This is a genomic window from Bogoriella caseilytica (assembly GCF_003752405.1).
Lineage (GTDB): Bacteria > Actinomycetota > Actinomycetes > Actinomycetales > Actinomycetaceae > Allobogoriella > Allobogoriella caseilytica.
The window spans coordinates 3000121-3018970 of record NZ_RKHK01000001.1; the positions used below are offsets into that span (position 1 = coordinate 3000121).

Genomic DNA, 18850 nt, shown 5'->3' on the forward strand with positions numbered 1-18850 from the left:
AACCCGCTCACGTCCGGATCGTCACCGCACCGGGCCACTCCGCAAGGATCGTGCCCTCGCCCACGGGAGGAGTCTCGCCGCGCGGCAGGTTGACAGCCACCTCGATATCCCCGCGGCGCATCACGAGCCATCCCTCGCCCCAGTGGCAGGTGGTCGCTGTGCGGTCACCACTTGACAGGTCGGGCTCGGCCCTACGCAGCGCAATGAGCTGGCGGTACCAGTCCAGGAGCTCGGCATGCGGCCCAGGCTGATCAGCCTCCTGCCAGTCCAGGGTGGAGTCGCGGAAGGTCTGCTCGGACTGCGGATCCGGCACGGTGAGATCCTCGGTGCCGTAGAGCTCTGCCCAGCCATGGGTGCCGAACTCTGCCGTGCGGCCTTGTCGCACCGCTTCGCCCAGATCCCCGCGGTGATCCGTGAAGTACTGGAAGGGTGTCCGCGCGCCCCACTCCTGCCCCATGAAGAGCATCGGGGTGTACGGGCCCAGCAGGAGCAGAGCGGCTGAGGCGGCAAGTTCACCAGGGGAGAGGGCCTGGCTCGGCCGGTCGCCCAGGGCACGGTTACCCACCTGGTCGTGATTCTGGTCGAAAACCACAAAGCGGTGCCCGCTGATGCTCTCCGGCACCGGCGCCCCCCAGTGCTGGCCGCGGAAGCTGGAGTAGCTGCCGTCGTGCACGAAGACGCCGGTCAGCGCCTTGGCCAGGATCTGCGCCGAACCGAAGTCGCTGTAATAGCCGTGCTGCTCACCGGTGAGGTAGCTGTGCAGCGCGTGATGGACATCGTCAGCCCACTGTCCGTCCATGCCGAAGCCTCCGTCCCCGGTGGGGGTGACCATCACGGGGTCGTTCAGATCGGACTCCGCGATCAGGGTCAGCGGCCGGCCGAGGTCCTCGCTGAGGGCGGCTGTGTGATCGGCGAGCTCGGAGAGGATGTGCCGGGGCGAATCATCCCGCAGCGCATGCACGGCGTCGATGCGCAAGGCGTCGATGCGGAAGTCGCGCATCCAGCGCAGGGAGCAGTCGATGACGAACTGCCGCACCTCGTGGGCTCCCTCGGCGTCGAGATTGACGGCCGGACCCCAGGGAGTGCTGTGCTGGTCGGTGAAGTACGGACCGAACTGGGCGAGATAGTTGCCGTCCGGGCCGAGATGGTTGTAGACGACGTCCAGGCAGACCGCGAGGCCGCGCTGATGCGCCGCGTCGACGAATCGCTGCAGCGCGGCTGGCCCGCCGTAGGACTCCTGCACCGCCCACAGCGCGACGCCGTCGTAGCCCCAGCCCCGCGTGCCGGGGAAGGCGTTGACCGGCATGAGCTCCACCGTCTCCACGCCAAGGTCCACGAGATGGTACAGCCGCTCGATGGCGCCGTCGAGGGTCCCGGCTTCGGTGAACGTGCCGATATGCAGCTCGTACATCACCGAGCCGAGCGCCGAGCGTCCCGCCCAGTCCTCGCTCTGCCAGCGATGGGCCGCGGCGTCGAAGGTCCGGGATGGTTCGTGGACACCGTGGGGCTGCCACGGTGAGCGGGGATCAGGCAGGGCCGGTCCGCCGTCGAGGGAGAAGGCGTAGTCGGTGCCTGGGGCGAGCACGTCGGCTGAGCGCCACCAGCCGCCGTCCTCGGCCACCATGGCTGAGCGCTCGGCGGAGCCCGGTGCGCCGAGTAGCAGCTCGGCGTGTTGCGCAGCCGGGGCCCATACGCGCAGGGTCTGACTCATGTGGCGTCCTTCTCGAGCAGGGCGACAGGGGAGGCGTCGAGCACCTCTCCGACGGTGACGTTGCCCTGCCAGGGCGCTGATCCGGGCCGGAGAAGGTTGCGCCAGGGGCCGTCGGGGAGCACCACTGAGGCGTCCGGCTCTGGTGCGCGCAGCCGCGTCGCCAGGACCACCGCTTGCGGACCGCCGGCGTCTCCTCGTGCGTAGGCCAGCAGAGTCCCGCTGGAACTCGGCAGAGGCAGGTAGGTGGAGGCCGGTCCCACGAAGGCCGCGGCGTGGCGGCGCCGCAAGCGCAGTGCCGCCGCAGTCAGCCGCAGCTTCTCGAGGTCGAGCGCGGACCACCCTGCGGGCTCCTGCTCGGCGTCCACCTCTGACAGGGCCGTGGCCAGCGCAGCGAAGTCGACCGGCAACCGGTTGTCCGGATCGACCAAGGCGGTCTCGACCACCTCGGTCCCGCGGTAGATGTCGGCCACGCCGGGCATGGTGAGCTGCGCGAGCTTCGTGGACAGCACCGCGCGCCGGATGTCCTGCGCGTGCTCGGCATGCCACGCACTGAGCTCGGCCCGCACGCGGGGGTCGGAGAGCAAGTCCGAGGCATAACGGAAGAGGTCCTGCTCCGCCGCCTCGTCGGGACTGGTCCAGGTGGTCCAGGACTTCTGCTCCCGCACGGCCTTGCGCAGGTAGTCGTGGATCCGTTCGAGCTCGATGGGGCCCGAGGGCCCCCAGGTTCCCACCAGGGTCTGCCAGAGCAGGTTCTCCGCCGCACCGTCCAGGCTCGCGGGACGGTCGTCGCCGCGCAGCCGCCGAATGAGTGCTACCCACGCCTCGGCATCGCCGGCGAGCACGCTGAGGCGGGCACGCACATCCTCACCGCGCTTGGTGTCGTGTGTGGATCCCGCCGTCATGGTGGCGGGATGGGTGGCGGTGGTGCGGCGGGCCCAGGCGTGAACCTCCTCGATGTCCACCCCGAAGCGCTCGGGGGCAGCGCCCACCTCGCACAGGCTCGTCAAGGTCGTCCACCGGTAGAAGCTGGTGTCCTCCACGCCCTTGGCGGTCAGTGCACCGCACACCTGCTGGAAGCGGATGATGGCCTCGCCCGCCGCAGGGGAGTCCAGCCCGTCACCGAGGATCACGGCCAGGACCGCGTCCAGCGTGGGGCGGTGCACCTCGCTGACGCACTCGCGTGCACGGTCGGCACACGCACCGATGATCTCCCGCGACTCGGTGGGGATGGGCTCACCGGGCACCACGTAGGCGCGGTAGCGCGGGAAGGTCACGAGCAGTTCGATCAGGCAGGCCCGGACGGCGCTCGTGGTGTGGTCACGTTGTCCGTTCTCCGATAGCACCGCCCGCACGGCGGAGGTCAGCCGCGTGAGTTCGGCACGGAGTGAGCCGTCGATGATCTCCCTCTTGGCCCGTTCGGCCAGGACGGGCACAGCTTCGGTGGTCGCGCCGAGATCCCGGGCCAGGGCGGCCAAGGGCTCGGCGCCGGCAGGATCCACCTGCAGGCCGTGCAGGCGCCAGGCGAGGTCGTATCCGGTGGTGCCGGCCACCGGCCAGTCCTCGGGGAGGTGCTCCTCGCCCTCGAGAATCTTCTCGGCCACCACCCAGGCGCCGCCAGTGCGGTCATGCAGGCGGCGGAAGTACTCCCGCGGGTCCGCCATGCCATCGGGGTGGTCCACCCGGAAACCGTCGATCACCCCGGCGTCGAAGAGCTCGAAGAGCAGGGCATGGGTGGCCTCGAAGACGCGCTCGTCCTCCATGCGCAACCCCACGAGGGTGGTCACGTCGAAGAAGCGGCGGTAACTCAGTTCCTCGTCGCCCACTCGCCACCAGGCCGGCCGGTGATGCTGGGCAACAAGCAGGTCCGGCAGCGCCAGGTGCTCGGTGCCCTCCCGCACCGGCAGCACGTGCTCGTGGTACCGCAGCACCGGCTGGGCACCGCGGCGCTCCTCGCCCGGCACCACCTCGTGGGTCAGCTCCAGCTCACCGGAGGCCAGCACCTCATCCACCGGGGCGCCGAGGACCGGGACCAGGGTGGGGAGGTCGGCATCGAACCAGTGGCGGTAGGGAGAGTCCGGCCCGTCACGCAGGAAGGACCACCAGGCGGGGTTGAGGAAGGCCGGAACCGGGGCGGTCATGTGGTTCGGGACGATATCGACCACCAGACCCATATCCCGGGCATGTGCGGCCGCCGCAAGGGTCTCGAGTCCCTCGCGCCCGCCGAACTCGGCCCGGATGCGCGAGTGGTCCACGACGTCGTACCCGTGCTGCGAATCGGGAGCGGCCTGCAGCACGGGGGAGAGGTAGAGGTCGGTGACCCCGAGGGAATCGAGGTAGGGCAGGAGCTCCGCCGCTGGGCCGAAGCCGAAATCCGGTGTGAGCTGGAGCCGGTAGGTGCTGACCGGTGTGCGGCGGCCGGCCGAGGGCGGCTGGCTCATGCGCCGTTCTCCTCCTCCAGCGGCGCCAGCAGCACCAGCACGGAGCGGGAGGTGACGGTGATGGTCTCGCCGGCCTGGACGGTGCGTTCCTCGGGCTGTGCGGCGAGCTCGGCGGTATCGACCGCCACGTGCCAGCTCGGTGCGTACTCGCACCCCGGCAGCGTGAAGTCATTGTCCTCGGCATCGGCGTTCACGAGGACGAGCAGGGAGTCACCGAGCACCTGTTCGCCACGGGCGTCGGGCTCCGGGATGGCCTGGCCGTTGAGGAAGTACATGATCGAGCGGGCATACCAGGTCTGCCAGTCCTCGTCGTCCATGTGACTGCCGGCCGGGGTGAACCACTCGATCTCACCCTGCTCGGACTCCCCGCCGTGCTCGGGCGAACCCTTGAAGAAGCGGCGGCGGCGCAACACCGGCTGGTTCCGGCGCAGCTCGATCAGCCGCCGCGTGAACTGCAGCAGCGACTCGCGCTCCTCGTCGAGCTCCCAATCGATCCAGGACAGCTCGTTGTCCTGGCAGTACACGTTGTTGTTGCCCTGCTGGGTGCGGGCTACCTCGTCACCGTGGGAGAGCATGGGCACACCCAGGCTCAGCATCAAGGTGGCCAGGAAGTTGCGGTGCTGGCGCGCCCGGAGCGCGTTGATCTCCGGATCCTCCGTGGGGCCCTCGATGCCGCAGTTCCAGGAGCGGTTGTGGTCCTCGCCGTCGCGGGAGTCCTCACCGTTCGCCTCATTGCGCTTCTCGTTGTAGGTGACCAGGTCGCGCATGGTGAAGCCGTCGTGGGCGGTGACGAAGTTGATCGAGGCGATCGGGCGGCGGCCGGTGTGCTCGTACAGGTCGGCCGAGCCGGTGATCCGGGAGGCCAGCTCCGCCAGGGTCGCGGGCTCTCCGCGCCAGAAGTCGCGCACGGTGTCGCGGTACTGGCCGTTCCATTCGGTCCACAGTGGGGGGAACCCGCCCACCTGATAGCCGCCCTCGCCCACGTCCCACGGCTCAGCGATGAGCTTGACCTGGTTGATGACCGGGTCCTGCTGGATGATGTCGAAGAAGGCGGAGAGCCGATCGACTTCGTGCAGTTCGCGCGCCAGCGTGGAGGCCAGATCAAAGCGGAAGCCGTCCACGTGCATCTCCTGGACCCAGTAGCGCAGCGAGTCCATGATCATCTGCAGCGTGTGGGGCGAGCGCATGAGCAGGGAGTTCCCCGTGCCCGTGGTGTCGAAGTAGTGCGCCTCGTCGCCGTCGACGAGGCGGTAGTACGACTTGTTGTCGATGCCCCGGAAGGAGAGCGTGGGGCCCTTGTCGTTGCCCTCGGCCGTGTGGTTGTAGACGACGTCGAGAATGACCTCGATCCCCGCCTCGTGCAGGGCCTTGACCATCGTCTTGAACTCCTCGGCCTGCGCTCCCAGGCTGCCGGAGGCGGAGTAGGCGTTGTGCGGGGCAAAGAATCCGATGGTGTTGTAGCCCCAATAGTTCGCCAGGCCCTTCTGCTGCAGGTGCGGGTCGTTGACGAACTGATGGACCGGCATCAGCTCGATCGCGGTGACGCCCAGGTCCACGAGGTACTGGATGATCGAGGGGTGCGCCACGCCGGCATACGTGCCCCGAAGGTCCTCAGGCAGATCCGGGGCCAATTGGGTGAGGCCCTTGACGTGTGCCTCGTAGATCACCGAGTCGTGGTACTCGTGGTCCGGCGGTCGGTCATAGCCCCAGTCGAAGTAGGGGTTGACGACCACCGAGGTCATCGTGTGTGGCGCGGAGTCGGCGGTGTTGCGTTCCTCCGGATCGTCGAACTGATACGAGAAGAGGCTCGGATCCGTATCGATCTGGCCGTGGATGGCTTTGGCGTAGGGGTCCAGCAGCAGCTTGGAGGGGTCGCAGCGATGCCCGGCCTCGGGTGCGTAGGGTCCGTGCACGCGGAAGCCGTAGCGCTGGCCCGGGCGCACTCCAGGAAGGTAGGCGTGCCAAACAAAGGCGTCGACCTCCGTGAGCGTGATGCGGACCTCTTCGCCCTCCTCGCCAGGGCCAGGCAGCAGGCACAGTTCCACCATGTCTGCCACGGAGGAGTAGATGGCGAAGTTGGTGCCGGAGCCATCGAAGGTGGCGCCGAGAGGATGGGGCTTGCCTGGCCAGATCTGCATGTCGCCTAGGCTCTCACGGCTACGCCCGCGCAACGATGTCAGCGGGGCGCGCGGTCGTTCCGCGCACCACCAACTGCGCCGGAAGGTGCAGATGAGGCTGGGCGAGGCTGTGCCCCGCGAGGAGGTCAAGCAACATCCGCACGGCCTCCTGCCCGATCTCCCGCAAGGGCTGGGCCACCGTGGTCAGCGGCGGCGCCGTGCCGACGGCCTCAGGAACGTTGTCGAAGCCCACCACGGAGAGATCCTCGGGCACCCGTAGTCCCAGGCTCTGAGCGACGTCGATGGTGGCGATGGCGGAGAGATCGTTGGCGGCGAAGATCGCCGTGGGCGGCTGGGGGAGTGTCAGCAGTTTCCGGGCGGACTCAGCGGCAGGGCTGGAGCGGTAACCGCCGTCGGCGATCAGCTCCGGGCGTTCGGGGATGCCCGCCGCGGTGAGCGCCTCGCGGTAACCCTGCTCGCGGAGCAGTGCGGACTGCAGATCGGCCCGGCCGCGCAAGTGGGCGATGCGGCGGTGCCCGAGGGAGAGCAGATACTCGGTCGCGGCCCGGGCGCCGCCGAGGTTGTCGGAGTCGATGGCCGCCGGGCCGGACGGGCCGGCATGGGGGTCGACGGCCACCACGGGGATGGTGGTGTCGGGCAGCTCCACCGTCGGAGTCACGATGATCGCGCCGTCGATGAGCGTCCCGGCCAGGCTCGACAGGGAGCGACGTTCCCAGCCTGCCTGATCCTGGGGATGTGGCCCCAGAGCGCCGGTGTACGCCATGAGGTCGTAGTCGGAGCCGGATAATCGGGCTGAGATGCCCTTGAGGAGTTCGGTCGAGAAGGGCTCGAACTCAGCGAGCAGCACTCCGAGCACGCCGCTGCGCCCGCGTCGCAGGGAGCTGGCGACCAGGGAGGACTCGTAACCGAGCTCGGACACCACTGCCTTGACCCGCTCGGCGGTGCCCAGTGCAACGCCGTCGCGATCGTTGATCACTTTCGAGACGGTGGCCACCGAGACGCCGGCGCTCCTGGCCACATCAGTGATGGTGACCCGGGCCTTGCGCGCGGGCCGCACGGGAGAAGCGTCGCTGCTCATAGGGAGACGTTAGCTCCTCAGACGCTCCCGGACGACGCGTTCTCACACCGTGTCGAAAACGTTATCGATAACGTTTGACATGGTCTGTGTGGGGTGTCACCGTATGTCCTGTTCCGTCAATGACGACGAAGGAGTCTCCCGATGACAAGGAACTATCGCCGAGCGGCTGCGGCCGCTGTCGGCATGACCATGGCCCTGGTGCTCGCCGCGTGTGGTGGCGACAGCAATGGCGACAACAACAACGGAGGCGGAGCCGAGGGCGAAGGCGAACCGGTCGCCATGACCTTCTGGCACAACTCGACCACCGGCGCGGGCCGCGATTATTGGGACGAGACGGTCCAGGCCTTCCAGGACGAGTACCCGAACGTGACCATCACCGTGCAGTCCATTCAGAACGAGGACATGGACGGCCGTTTGCAGACCGCCCTGAACTCCGGGGACGCCCCGGACATCTTCATGTCCCGCGGCGGCGGCAAGCTCGCCGATGTCGTCAATGCCGGCCAGGCGATGGACATCACCGATCTGGTCGACCCAGAGGTCGAGGAGGCCGTGGGTGGCGCACTGAGCGCCTTCGCGATCGACGGGCAGATCTACGGAATGCCCACGGCCGTGCTACCGGGCGGGATCTTCTACAGCGAGGACCTCTTCGAGGAGGCGGGCATCGAGAGTACGCCCGCCACCATCGAGGAGATGCTGGACGCCGCCGAGGCGCTCAAGGCCATCGACGTGGCGCCGATTGCCATCGGCGCCATGGACGCCTGGCCCGCAGCCCACTGGTACTACTTCTTCGCCTTGCGCCAGTGCTCCGAGGACACCATGAACGCTGCTGCGGAGTCCCGTAGCTTCGACGACGACTGCTGGCTGCGCGCCGCCGAGGACCTCGAGGCCCTCGTGGCCGAGGAGCCCTTCAACGAAGGCTTCCTGACCACCCCGGCGCAGCAGGGCGCTGGCTCCTCCGCTGGTCTGCTCGCCAACAAGCAGGCCGCCATGGAGCTCATGGGTGCCTGGAACCCCGGAGTCATTGCCTCGCTCACCCCGGACGAGCAGCCCATGGAAGACCTGGGCTGGTTCCCGTTCCCGGCCGTTGAGGGTGGTGACGGCGATCCCGCCGCCATGATGGGTGGCGTCGACGGTTACACCTGCTTCGTCGATGCTCCGGCGGAGTGCGTCGACTTCCTGAACTTCTACATGCGGCAGGAGCACCAGGAGGGTTACGCCGAGGCCTTTGTGACGATCCCCGCGAACGCCGACGCCCAGGGAGCCGTGGAGGAGCCTGCGCTGCAGAACATCCTCGAGGCCTACTCCGAGGCGCCGTACGTGAGCGTCTGGCTCGACACGCTGTACGGGCAGAACGTCGGCAACGCGTTGAACGGCGCGGTGGTGGATCTGCTGGCGGGCAACACCGACCCCGAGGGCGTGGTTCAGGCCGTGAACGACGCCGCCGCCCGAGGCTGAGGGCACCGTGGCCGTTTCGACCGGCTCCCTCGCCACCGGACCGGCCCCGCTCGCGGGGGGCGACGTCAAGGCGCCGCCCCCCGCGGTTCCCCGACGGGCCGGAGCCGGACGCTGGCGCATCCGCGCTGAGATCGCGCTCCTCGCCGGCCCGGCGGTGATCGTCTTCGTCGCCTTCGTCATCTTCCCGGTGATCATGGCGGCCTACTACGGCTTCTTCCGCTGGAGTGGCTACGGCCCTGCCACGGACTTCGTGGGCCTGCAGAACTACCGCATCATCCTTACCGATCCGAGCTTCCATGCGGCGCTGCGGCACAACGGGTTCCTGCTGGTGATGTCGCTGGTCGCCCAGGGTCCGGTGGCCATCGCCATTGCCCTGCTGCTCAACCAGCGCATCCGCGGGCGATCCCTGGTCCGGGTGCTGATCTTCGTTCCCTACGTCCTCTCCGAGGTCATCGTGGGTACGGGCTTCGCCCTGATGCTGCAGACCACGGGAGCGATCAACAGTTTCTTGATCAAGATCGGGCTCGAGCAATGGCGGGTGGACTGGCTCGCTGATTCCGATGTGGCCATCTGGACGCTCCTGGCGATCATCTCGTGGAAGTACATCGGCTTCGCGGTCATCCTGTTCCTCGCCGGACTGCAGTCCATCCCGGAGGAGCTCTTCGAGGCCGCAGCCATCGACGGTGCTTCCTACTGGCAGATTCAGCGGCGGATCACCTTGCCGCTGCTCGGCCCCACCATTCGCATCTGGGCCTTCCTCTCGATGATCGGTTCCCTCCAGCTCTTCGATCTCGTCTACATCATCTGGGGCCAGTACGTGGCCGCCACGGTCGGGACCTCGACCATGGCCACCTACATGGTCACCGAGGGGCGCAATGCCGGCAGTTTCGGCTACGGCAACGCGGTGGCGGTGGTGTTGTTCTTCATCTCGCTCACGGTGGCCCTGATCTATCAACGATTCGTGCTCCGCCGGGATACCGAGGGTGCACTGACCGGCGGGAGGATGCGATGAGTACGACACTGCGCTCGCGCCCGAACTCACGACGACGGCTGAGTCCACGCCCGCAACAGCGCCCCCTGACGTGGGGCCGCGTGGGCACCTACCTCGTCGCCTTCCTCTTCGTCGGGGTCTGCCTGGCGCCGGTGATCTACATCATTCTTGGTGGATTCCGCACCAACTCCCAGATCACCGCTGACCCCTCCGGTCTGCCGGATCCATGGGTGGTGAACAACTATCTCGGCGTGCTGGCCTCCTCCGAGTTCTGGCGCCAGGTCGGGAACTCCACGCTCGTGGGTCTGGCGACCACTGCCGGCGTGGTGACCCTGGGCGTGATGGCGTCCTACGTGATCGCCCGCTACCCCTTCCGCGGACGCAGTGCGCTGTATGCGCTCTTCGCCGCCGGTCTGATGTTCCCGCTCACCGTGGCGATCACGCCCTTGTACATCCTCATCCGCAACCTGGGTCTGATGAACTCCCTGGGCGGGGTGATCCTCCCGCAGATCGCCTTCGCGCTGCCGGTCACCGTGATCATCCTGGTGCCTTTCCTGCGGGCCATCCCGCGAGAACTGGAGGAGGCTGCCGCCATCGACGGCGCGAGCCGCCTGGGCTTCTTCGCCCGCATGGTCGTGCCGTTGTCGTTGCCGGGCGTCATCACCACCGGCATCCTGGCCTTCGTGGCGAGCTGGAACGCCTACCTGCTGCCGCTGTTCATCCTGAACAACGAGGCGATGTACACCTTGCCTCTGGGGGTGCAGGTCTTCGCGTCGCAGTACTCGGTGGATACTGCTCGAGTGCTTGCCTTCACCTCCTTGTCGATGATTCCCGCGCTGATCTTCTTCAGCCTCTTCGAGCGCCGCATCGTCGGTGGTCTCACCGGGGCGGTCAAGGGATGAGCCGGGCGACGGTCGGACGCGTGACCGGTCCGTGGAACGACGTCGATCTGAGTCCGGAGCAGCGCCTGGCGGCACTGCTGGGGCAGATGTCGCTGGAGGAGAAGGTCTCTCAGCTGGGGGCGCACTGGGAGATGCGCAACGACGAGGAGGCCCAGGGCGAGGTCGCGCCCATGGAGGACGCGATGTCCGCAGGCAAGCTGGACTTCGAGGACGAGATCGTCGACGGCCTCGGACACCTCACCCGCACCTACGGCACAGTGCCGCTCAGTGTGGCGGAAGGCGCCCGCGACCTGCGGGAGAGACAGCGTGCGGTCATAGCGGCGAACCGTTTCGGTATCCCCGCGATTGCCCACGAGGAGTGCCTCACCGGCTTCACCGCCTTTCAGGCCACCGTCTACCCCACGTCCCTGGCGTGGGGCGCAACCTTCGACCCCGCCCTGGTTGAGGAGATGGCTGCCCGGATCGGGGCGGACATGGCCGCGGTCGGCGTCCAGCAGGGTTTGGCACCTGTGCTCGACGTCGTACGCGACGCTCGCTGGGGCCGGGTGGAAGAGACCATGGGCGAGGACCCGTACGTGGTCGGCACCCTTGGCTCCGCGTACGTCAGAGGTCTCCAGCGTGCCGGTGTCATGGCGACCCTCAAGCACTTCGCCGGCTACGCCGCGTCGACCGCCGGGCGCAACCATGCCCCCGTCCACCTCGGGCGCCGAGCTCTGCTCGACCTCATCCTGGTGCCCTTCGAGATGGCCGTGCGTGAAGCCGGTGCGGCTTCGGTGATGAACTCCTATGCCGACATCGACGGCGAGGCGCCGGCAGCCTCCCGCTGGCTGCTCACCGAGGTGCTCCGGGAGACTTGGGGATTCACCGGGACGGTGGTCGCGGACTACTGGGCGGTGGCCTTCCTGGAGAAGATGCACCGGGTTGCCGAGGACCAGGCCCATGCTGCGCGCCTGGCGGTGGCGGCCGGTCTCGATATTGAACTGCCCCACACCGGTGGGTACCGCACCCTGGTCCAGCAGGTCCGCGAGGGGCTGGTGGAGGAGTCGGTGATCGATACCGCCGCTCGTCGCGTCCTCCGCCAGAAACTGGCCCTGGGCATGCTCGACGTAGAGGACGGCTCAGAGGACGGCTGGCAGCCCGAGGTGGACGAATCGAGAGACCTCGACTCGCCCGGCAACCGTGCACTCGCCCGGCAGGTGGCGCAACGCTCGGTGGTGCTGCTCGCGAACGATGGGGTGCTGCCACTGGAGCCCTCCGCCTGGAGCGGCCGGACCGTGGCGGTCATCGGCCCTTCAGCTGGAGAGGCCCGCACCATGATGGGCTGCTACTCCTTTCCCAACCACGTGCTGGCGAAGTACCCGGCCGGAACCTTCGCCGGCCAGGGCCTCGGCATCGAGGTGCCTACGATCCTCGATGCCCTGCGCTCCGGACTGCCCGGCACCACGCTCACGCCCCAGCAGGGCTGCGCCATCACGGGCGAGGATCGCTCCGGCATTCCCGCCGCTGTCGAGGCCGCTGCTGCTGCTGATCTCGCGGTCGTGACGGTCGGCGATCTCGCCGGGATGTTCGGCGCGGGCACCTCCGGTGAGGGCTGCGATGTGGAGGACCTGCGGCTGCCCGGGGTGCAGCACGAGCTTGTTGAGGCCGTGCTCGGCTCGGGAACGCCGGTGGTCCTGGTGCTCGTCACCGGGAGGCCCTACGCGCTGGGCGGCCTCGCTGAGCGTGCCGCCGCCGTCGTCCAGGCCTTCTTCCCCGGTGAAGAGGGCGGCCCGGCCGTGGTGGATGTCCTCACCGGCGCTGTCGAGCCGGCCGGACGACTGCCCATCGGAATCCCGGCGCGGGCGGGCGGCCAGCCCGTGGGTTACCTCGCTGCCCCGCTGGGGCAGCACAGCCAGGGTGTCTCCAACCTCGACCCCACCCCCCTGTATCCCTTCGGCCACGGCTTGGGCTACACCGAGGTGGAGTATTCGGCCCTGGAGCTCAGCTCTGCGGAGATCAGCGTCGATGGGACCGTCAGTGTGCACGTCAGCGTCGCCAATCGCGGGCAGCGGCCGGCGGAGGAAGTCGTGCAGCTCTACTCCGGCGACCAGGTGGCCTCGGTGGCCCGTCCGGTCCGCGAACTGATCGGCTATGCGCGGCTGCGCCTCGAACCGGGGGAGTCCCGGCGAGTGAGCTTCAGCGTGCATGCGGATCGTTTCGCCTTCACCGGGCTGGACCTTCGACGCATCGTCGAGCCCGGCTCGACCGACCTGTGGGTGGGCCGCTCCAGTGCCGATACCCCGCTCCACGCGGAGCTGCGGCTCACCGGGCAGACCCGGGAGGTGGGGGCGCGGCGCGTGCTGACCACTCCGGCCACGATCGGACCGGCTAGCTGAGCTCCAGCCAGCGCACCCCATAACCTCCCAGCTCGACGTCCAGCCCGTCGGCGCCAATCTCTGGGAGGGCGCGTACGACCTCTCCGGCACCGGAGCCCAGCTCCGGGCCGAGGAGGTCGCGCGCGTGCCGGAGCCCGTCCGGCAGCCCAGCGATCCGCACACGCTGAGCCTGTCCGCTCACCTCCTGCAGGCACAGGACCGTGCGTGCTGCCGCCCGCCGGCACAGAGCGACCACGCTGGAGCCGGCGTCGAGGACGTCCATGGCGGCATCGGGATGGAAGGGGGACGCCGCGGTCTCACTCACCGCCGTGCGCACCCGCATCATCTCCCGCAGTCCGGCGAGCACCCGGGTGCGCCGGCTCGCCGGATCGCTGAGCTCGGCCTCGAGCGCGGAGCGCTCCAGACGCTCCCGGTTGATGTCGCGAGCGTGTCCGGACTCCTGAGCACCCGCCGTCCAGTTGCGTGAGCCCAGCAGCGAATGGAGATACAACGCAGGCACGCCGGGCACGCTCAGCAGGATCGCGTGCGCCGCGAGGAAGCGAGCCACCGCGCGGTGCTCGTCCTCCGGCTCGCCCGGCGGGCGCAGAGCATCGAAGTACGTCGAGTTCAACTCGTAGGGCGCGCGGCTGCCATCCGGCAGGGTCCGCCAGGAGACCAGACCGCCATGCTCGGCCACGGTCTCACCCAGTGCGGCCACCTCCTCCCGGCTGAGCAGCTGCTCCACCGGCCGCAAGCCGATGCCGTCGTGGGAGGCGAGGAAGGTGAAGAAGGTGGTTCCGGCCGGGATGGGATCGAGGTTGGCCAGCCACGAGGTCAGCGCCGAGGCATCGCGTTGATGGAAGGCAGCAAGGGTCAGGGGTGGCAGGGCGAACTGGTACACCGCGTGGGCCTCATCGCCGGTGCCGAGGTACGACACGTTCTCCGCATGCGGCACGTTGGTCTCGGTCAGCAGTACCGAGCCCGGAGCGAGGGCATCGACCAGGGTGCGCCAGAACCGCACGACCTCGTGGGTCTGGGGGAGATGAATGCAGGTGGTGCCCAGCTCCTTCCAGAGGAAGGCGATGGCATCGAGCCTGATCCATGAGGCGCCACGGCGCAGGTAGTCCAGGAGCACGGCGGTGATCGCCAGCAGGACCGCGGGTTCGCGGAAGTCGAGGTCGGCCTGTTCGGCGGAGAACGTGGTCCACACCCAGCGTTTACCCTCCACGGCCTCGACCGCGGTGAGGAGATCCGTCGTGCGCGGGCGCGTCACCTGCGCCAAGCGCTCATCGGCCGGGTCCGCGGTGCGGTAGAACCGCCCGGCAGGGGAGGTCGGGTCGGCGGGATCCGTGGCGCAGAAGTTGCGGAACCACAGATGCGCGGTCGAGGTGTGGTTGACCACGGCGTCCAGCATGAGCCGGAACTGCTGGGCAAGGGCGGACACGTCGGCCCAGGTCCCCAGCGCTGGTTCCACCTGCTCGTAGTCCGCGACCGCGAAGCCACCGTCGCCGGTGGCCGGATGGTGGGGGAGCAGGTGGACGGCGCTGACCTCGGGGGCATGCCGGGACAGCACGCTGGCCAGGGTGCGCAGTGGAGCGATTCCCGTCTCCCGCACGTGATCGCCATAGGCGATCACGAAGACGTCCTGTTCGCTATAGCCCGCGCCGGCCAGCCCCTGGCGACCCCAGCTCTCCGTGTCCCGGTCCGCGGTGTGCCGGCCCTCCTGCTCAGCAGATGCGCCCGACCTCGCCCAGCTCTGGACCAGCGTGAGGACATCAGCCAGGACCTCCTCGCCGCGACCGGGATAGAGCACCTCAAGATGGCGGCGCAAACGCTCGGTCGCCTCGGGCTGCATGGGGCCTCCTGAATATCGGACGTTGCTTATTTCGACGCGTCGGAGCATGATCGTCGCACTTGTTACTACTCGATGAGGAGACAACATGCCTGTGACGACGATGCGGTCGCCGCGCCGGCGGGCCACCGCGGCGGTGGCAGTGGCCGCTCTGGGAGCGTCCGGTCTGGCCGCTTGTACGCCCGATGGTGGAGGCGGCGACGAGATGGTCTGGGCCATCGGAGGCGCTGAGGCCCAGACGGGCGGCGCCTTCCAGCAGATCGCTGAACTGTGGAACGAGGAGAACCCGGACCGCCCGGTCACGGTGGAGACCCTCCCCGAGTCCGCCGATGAGCAGCGCGAGCAGCTCGCCCTCGAACTCGACGCCGGAGGCTCGGGTTTCGACATTCTCGGCGTGGACGTGATCTGGACCGGTGAGTTCCAGGAGAACGGCTGGGTGGAGTCTCTCGAGGGGGTCCGCGGTGACATCGAGGGCCTCGTGCTCGATGGACCGATCGAGTCCGCCGAATGGGGCGGCGAGCTCTGGGCCGTCCCGATCAACACCAACGGTGGCTACCTGGTCTACCGCACCGATGTGACGGAGGAAGCCCCCACCACCTGGGATGAGCTGTGCGAGATCGCGACCGACAACGAGGTCGGCGGCTACATCGCTCAGGGCGCCCAGTACGAAGGCCTGGTGGTGAACTGGCTCGAATACTTCTGGGGCAACGGCGGCGAACTCTTCAACGATGACCAGTCCGAGGTGACCTTCGACGTCGATCTGGCGGCGGAGACCCTCGAGTGGATGGCGGAGGCCTACGAGTCCGGATGCTTCAACTCCGGATTCAACTCGGCCATGGAGGAGGAGGCGCGCATCGCCTTCTCGCAGGGCAATGCCGCCTTCCAGCGCAACTGGCCCTATGTGTACGACCTGACCCAGTCCGACTCCGACGACGAGGTGGCGGAGAACTTCGACATCGCTCCGCTGCCGACCTTCGATGGCCAGGGCACGGTGACGGCGCTGGGCGGCTTCAACAATGCCGTGAGCGCCTTCTCGAACCACACCGACGATGCCACCGACTTCGTGGTCTGGGCCGCAACCTCCGAAGAGGCCCAGGCGCTACTCGGAGCCCCGGTGCTCTCCTCGGCCTATGAGGACGCGGACTCGCCGTCCACTCAGCTGCTCGGTGAGATCCTCGAGGATTCCCGCCCTCGTCCGCCGTCGCCGGCCTGGGCTGAGATCAGCATCGAGATGAGCCGGCAGATCTTCGAGGCCTACAACGGCCAGACCGACCCGCAGACAGCCGCGCAGAACATCCACGACTTCCTCGAGTCCACTCTCTGAACGGAACTGGAGACGCCATGATGTCGCCTCGTGCCGACCGCCCTGCCAGGTCAGCACGGGGCGACATCACGAGATCAGGTGACAGAAACGAGCCTGCTACGCCCAGCGACGTGCGTATGGCGGGGCGCGAGAGCATGCTCTCGACAGCCGGCACCTTCTTGACGAGGAGAACGCATGCTGACCAATGTTGATTGCAGCCCTCCGGGCGAGGCCCCCGTGCGCCGGCGGGTTGCCCCTCAGGCCACTGGCACACGCGGCCCGTGGCCACGTCGAGCGCCGGTCGTGGACCGATGACTACTCTCAGCGATACGACACTTCCGGAACCGGCCGCTGCACCGACCGGCCGCACCCGCCGCCAGGGCCTCAGCGAACGCGCTCTCGCACGCGTTTTCGTCGCCCCCGGCGTTCTGCTCATGGCCCTCGTGGCGCTCTTCCCGGTCGTCTACGCCGTAGTCGTCAGCTTCCAGGACTACACCCGGCGCCAGTACAACGGCTGGGCTGGCCTCGAGAACTACGCCACCGCACTGTCGTCCTCCCGCTTCTGGGAGTCGCTGTGGTTCACCGTCTACTTCACGGTGACCTCCGTGGGCGCGGAGTTCCTCATCGGATTGGGCTTCGCCCTGCTGATGAACATGGCCTTCGTGGGCCGTGGCGTGACCCGCGCAGCGATCCTGGTGCCGTGGGTGATTCCCACGGTGGTGGCGGCGCAGATGTGGTTCTTCATGTTCAACGTCTCGCCCGGTTTCATTAACAATCTCTTCGGGCTCGGTGACATCAACTGGCTGGGGCAGTCCGGCACTGCGCCGTTCGCGGTGATCTTCGCCGACGTGTGGAAGACGGCGCCCTTCGTGGCGCTGCTGCTGCTCGCCGGCCTGCAGACCATTCCCGACGAGTTGCACGAGGCCGCCAAGGTCGATGGCGCCGGAGTCTTCCGGCGCTTCTGGTCAATCACCTTGCCGCTGCTCCGGCCCGCGATCCTGGTGGCGCTGCTTTTCCGCACCGTCGAGGCGCTGCGGGTCTACGACCTCCCGGCGGTGATGACCCAAGGGACCTTCGGCACAGAGTCGCTCTCGATGCTGGTTCAGCAATATGTGGTGCAGACGCCGAACCCGGGTATCGGTTCGGCACTGTCCACTCTGGCCTTCCTCATCATCATGGGTGTGGGGTTGGTGTTCGTGGCTCTGCTGGGCCGTGATCTGGTGATCGGAAAGGAGGGGTCCTGATGAGCGCTGTCGCTGAGGAGGATGTGGCTCCGGCCACCAGGGACCAGGGCCCGGACGGCCCGGTCATCAACTCGTATGCGGGGCGGGATCGCGCCCGCAACATCGGTCGTACCGCTTTACTGGTCGTGGTGATCGGCTGGTGCATGGCGCCTTTCGTCTGGCTGATCATGACTTCCCTGAAGATCGGGGACCGGGCGCTGAACAGCCCCAATCTGTTCCAGGGACCCTTCGGGATCGACAACTACGTGGCGGTCTTCTCCCAGACCTTCCACCTGAATCTGCGGAATTCGCTCGTGGTCGCCGGTTCCACCACGATCCTGTGCGTCATCGTCGGTTCCCTGGCGGCCTACGCCATCGCGCGCCTGCCGTTGCGCAACAAGTTTGCCTGGCTCACGGGGGTGCTGGCGGTCTCGCTCTTCCCGCCCGTGGCCCTGGTGCCGCCGCTGTACGAACTATGGCGCTCGGTGGGGCTGCTCAACACCTGGGAGGGGCTGGTCATCCCGTACACGGCCTTCACTCTGCCGCTGACCATCTTCATCCTCGTGACCTTCTTCGCCGCGATCCCCAAGGAGCTCGAAGAGGCCGCGAAGGTCGATGGTGCGACGCCGTTCCAGGCCTTCTACAAGATCATCCTGCCGCTCGCGGCGCCGGGTGTGTTCGCCGCCGCGATCATCATCTTCGTCTCGGCGTGGAACGAGTTCCTGCTCGCCTCCACCTTTGCACCTCGCAACGCTGAGGTGGCGCAGACGGTGCCGGTGGCCATCGCGACCTTCACCGGGGCAGTGGAGTTCCAGCGCCCGATCGGCACCATCACCGCCGCCTGTGTGGTGGTGACGATCCCGATGATCATCATGGCGCTGGCCTTCCAGCGCCGGATCGTAGCCGGCCTGACCACCGGAGCGGTCAAGGGCTGAGCGCGATCTAGGCCCCCGTCCTACGAGAAAGGCCCCCGACCGGTGAAACCGGTCGGGGGCCTTCCTCATGCCGTGGGCGATACTGGGTTCGAACCAGTGACCTCCTCGGTGTGAACGAGGCGCTCTACCACTGAGCCAATCGCCCGGGACCCGCCTGGAGCATCCTGCTGCATGATGCCGATCAGCGAACCGGTTACCGATACTACAAGGCGCTCCGCCCCGGGCGATACTCCGGCACGGGCGGGGCGCTGTGTCATCTCTCACCGGTCCACGCCGGCGATCTGTTTGGTGGACGAGGAATCCGTGGTCTAAAGTTCTACGAGTCGTCAGGAGCCGTGAGGCGCACTAGAAGCCCTCGCAGTACCAGGCGATCCATGCGGATGTGGCTCAGTGGTAGAGCATCACCTTGCCAAGGTGAGGGTCGCGGGTTCGAATCCCGTCATCCGCTCGGAGACACCCCACCACCCGGT

Annotated in this window: 12 protein-coding genes and 2 tRNA genes; 8 read left to right on the forward strand and 6 right to left on the reverse strand. The window is 67.9% G+C overall.

The genetic code is table 11. The features are described from left to right. Window positions 1–7: 7 nt before the first annotated feature. Genes treZ through EDD31_RS13485 form a run of 4 tightly spaced genes read right to left on the reverse strand, consistent with a single transcriptional unit; the run spans window position 8 to window position 7365 of the window. Window positions 8–1711, reverse strand: coding sequence for a malto-oligosyltrehalose trehalohydrolase (gene treZ, locus EDD31_RS13470; protein WP_123304603.1), 1704 nt, complete (start codon window positions 1709–1711; stop codon window positions 8–10). After that, on the reverse strand, window positions 1708–4149 hold the full coding sequence (treY, locus tag EDD31_RS13475) for a malto-oligosyltrehalose synthase (RefSeq protein ID WP_123304604.1): 2442 nt from the start codon (window positions 4147–4149) through the stop codon (window positions 1708–1710). The genes treZ and treY overlap by 4 nt, the downstream gene beginning before the upstream one ends. Then, window positions 4146–6287, reverse strand: a complete 2142-nt coding sequence (gene glgX / locus EDD31_RS13480; RefSeq protein WP_123304605.1) for a glycogen debranching protein GlgX — start codon at window positions 6285–6287, stop codon at window positions 4146–4148. The genes treY and glgX overlap by 4 nt, the downstream gene beginning before the upstream one ends. A gap of 19 nt (window positions 6288–6306) precedes the next feature. Next, complete coding sequence (locus EDD31_RS13485) at window positions 6307–7365, reverse strand: LacI family DNA-binding transcriptional regulator (protein WP_123304606.1); 1059 nt, start codon at window positions 7363–7365, stop codon at window positions 6307–6309. Between the two features lie 141 nt (window positions 7366–7506). Here EDD31_RS13485 and EDD31_RS13490 point away from each other — a divergent pair, with 141 nt between their 5' ends. The 4 genes from EDD31_RS13490 to EDD31_RS13505 are packed head-to-tail and all read left to right on the forward strand — an operon-like array spanning window position 7507 to window position 13088. Beyond that, the gene (locus tag EDD31_RS13490; RefSeq protein ID WP_123304607.1) at window positions 7507–8820 is read left to right on the forward strand and encodes an extracellular solute-binding protein; all 1314 of its coding nucleotides are present in this window, start codon (window positions 7507–7509) and stop codon (window positions 8818–8820) included. 7 nt (window positions 8821–8827) lie between these two features. Continuing rightward, complete coding sequence (locus EDD31_RS13495; RefSeq protein ID WP_170163307.1) at window positions 8828–9832, forward strand: carbohydrate ABC transporter permease; 1005 nt, start codon at window positions 8828–8830, stop codon at window positions 9830–9832. Further along, window positions 9829–10713 (forward strand): carbohydrate ABC transporter permease, encoded by an 885-nt coding sequence (locus tag EDD31_RS13500; protein ID WP_123304608.1) that lies wholly within the window; start codon window positions 9829–9831, stop codon window positions 10711–10713. The genes EDD31_RS13495 and EDD31_RS13500 overlap by 4 nt, the downstream gene beginning before the upstream one ends. Further along, on the forward strand, window positions 10710–13088 hold the full coding sequence (locus EDD31_RS13505) for a glycoside hydrolase family 3 N-terminal domain-containing protein (protein WP_123304609.1): 2379 nt from the start codon (window positions 10710–10712) through the stop codon (window positions 13086–13088). Before EDD31_RS13500 ends, EDD31_RS13505 begins: the two co-directional genes overlap by 4 nt. Here EDD31_RS13505 and EDD31_RS13510 read toward each other — a convergent pair. After that, window positions 13081–14922 (reverse strand): sugar phosphorylase, encoded by a 1842-nt coding sequence (locus EDD31_RS13510; RefSeq protein ID WP_170163308.1) that lies wholly within the window; start codon window positions 14920–14922, stop codon window positions 13081–13083. The two genes, EDD31_RS13505 and EDD31_RS13510, sit on opposite strands and share 8 nt — an antisense overlap. 85 nt (window positions 14923–15007) lie before the next feature. Between EDD31_RS13510 and EDD31_RS13515 the strand changes: the two genes are divergently transcribed. The 3 genes from EDD31_RS13515 to EDD31_RS13525 all read left to right on the forward strand — a co-directional run bounded on the left by EDD31_RS13515 (window position 15008) and on the right by EDD31_RS13525 (window position 18380). Further along, a complete protein-coding gene (locus EDD31_RS13515) occupies window positions 15008–16243 on the forward strand; it encodes an ABC transporter substrate-binding protein (RefSeq protein ID WP_123304611.1) in 1236 nt (411 codons plus the stop codon). Between the two features lie 290 nt (window positions 16244–16533). Then, window positions 16534–17466, forward strand: a complete 933-nt coding sequence (locus EDD31_RS13520; RefSeq protein ID WP_123304612.1) for a carbohydrate ABC transporter permease — start codon at window positions 16534–16536, stop codon at window positions 17464–17466. Next, on the forward strand, window positions 17466–18380 hold the full coding sequence (locus tag EDD31_RS13525) for a carbohydrate ABC transporter permease (RefSeq protein WP_123304613.1): 915 nt from the start codon (window positions 17466–17468) through the stop codon (window positions 18378–18380). Before EDD31_RS13520 ends, EDD31_RS13525 begins: the two co-directional genes overlap by 1 nt. Before the next feature lie 73 nt (window positions 18381–18453). Here the strand turns inward: EDD31_RS13525 and EDD31_RS13530 are convergent. Further along, a tRNA-Val gene (locus tag EDD31_RS13530) sits at window positions 18454–18525 on the reverse strand. 231 nt (window positions 18526–18756) lie between these two features. Between EDD31_RS13530 and EDD31_RS13535 the strand changes: the two genes are divergently transcribed. Further along, window positions 18757–18828: transfer RNA gene (locus tag EDD31_RS13535), tRNA-Gly, on the forward strand. Window positions 18829–18850 lie beyond the last annotated feature (22 nt).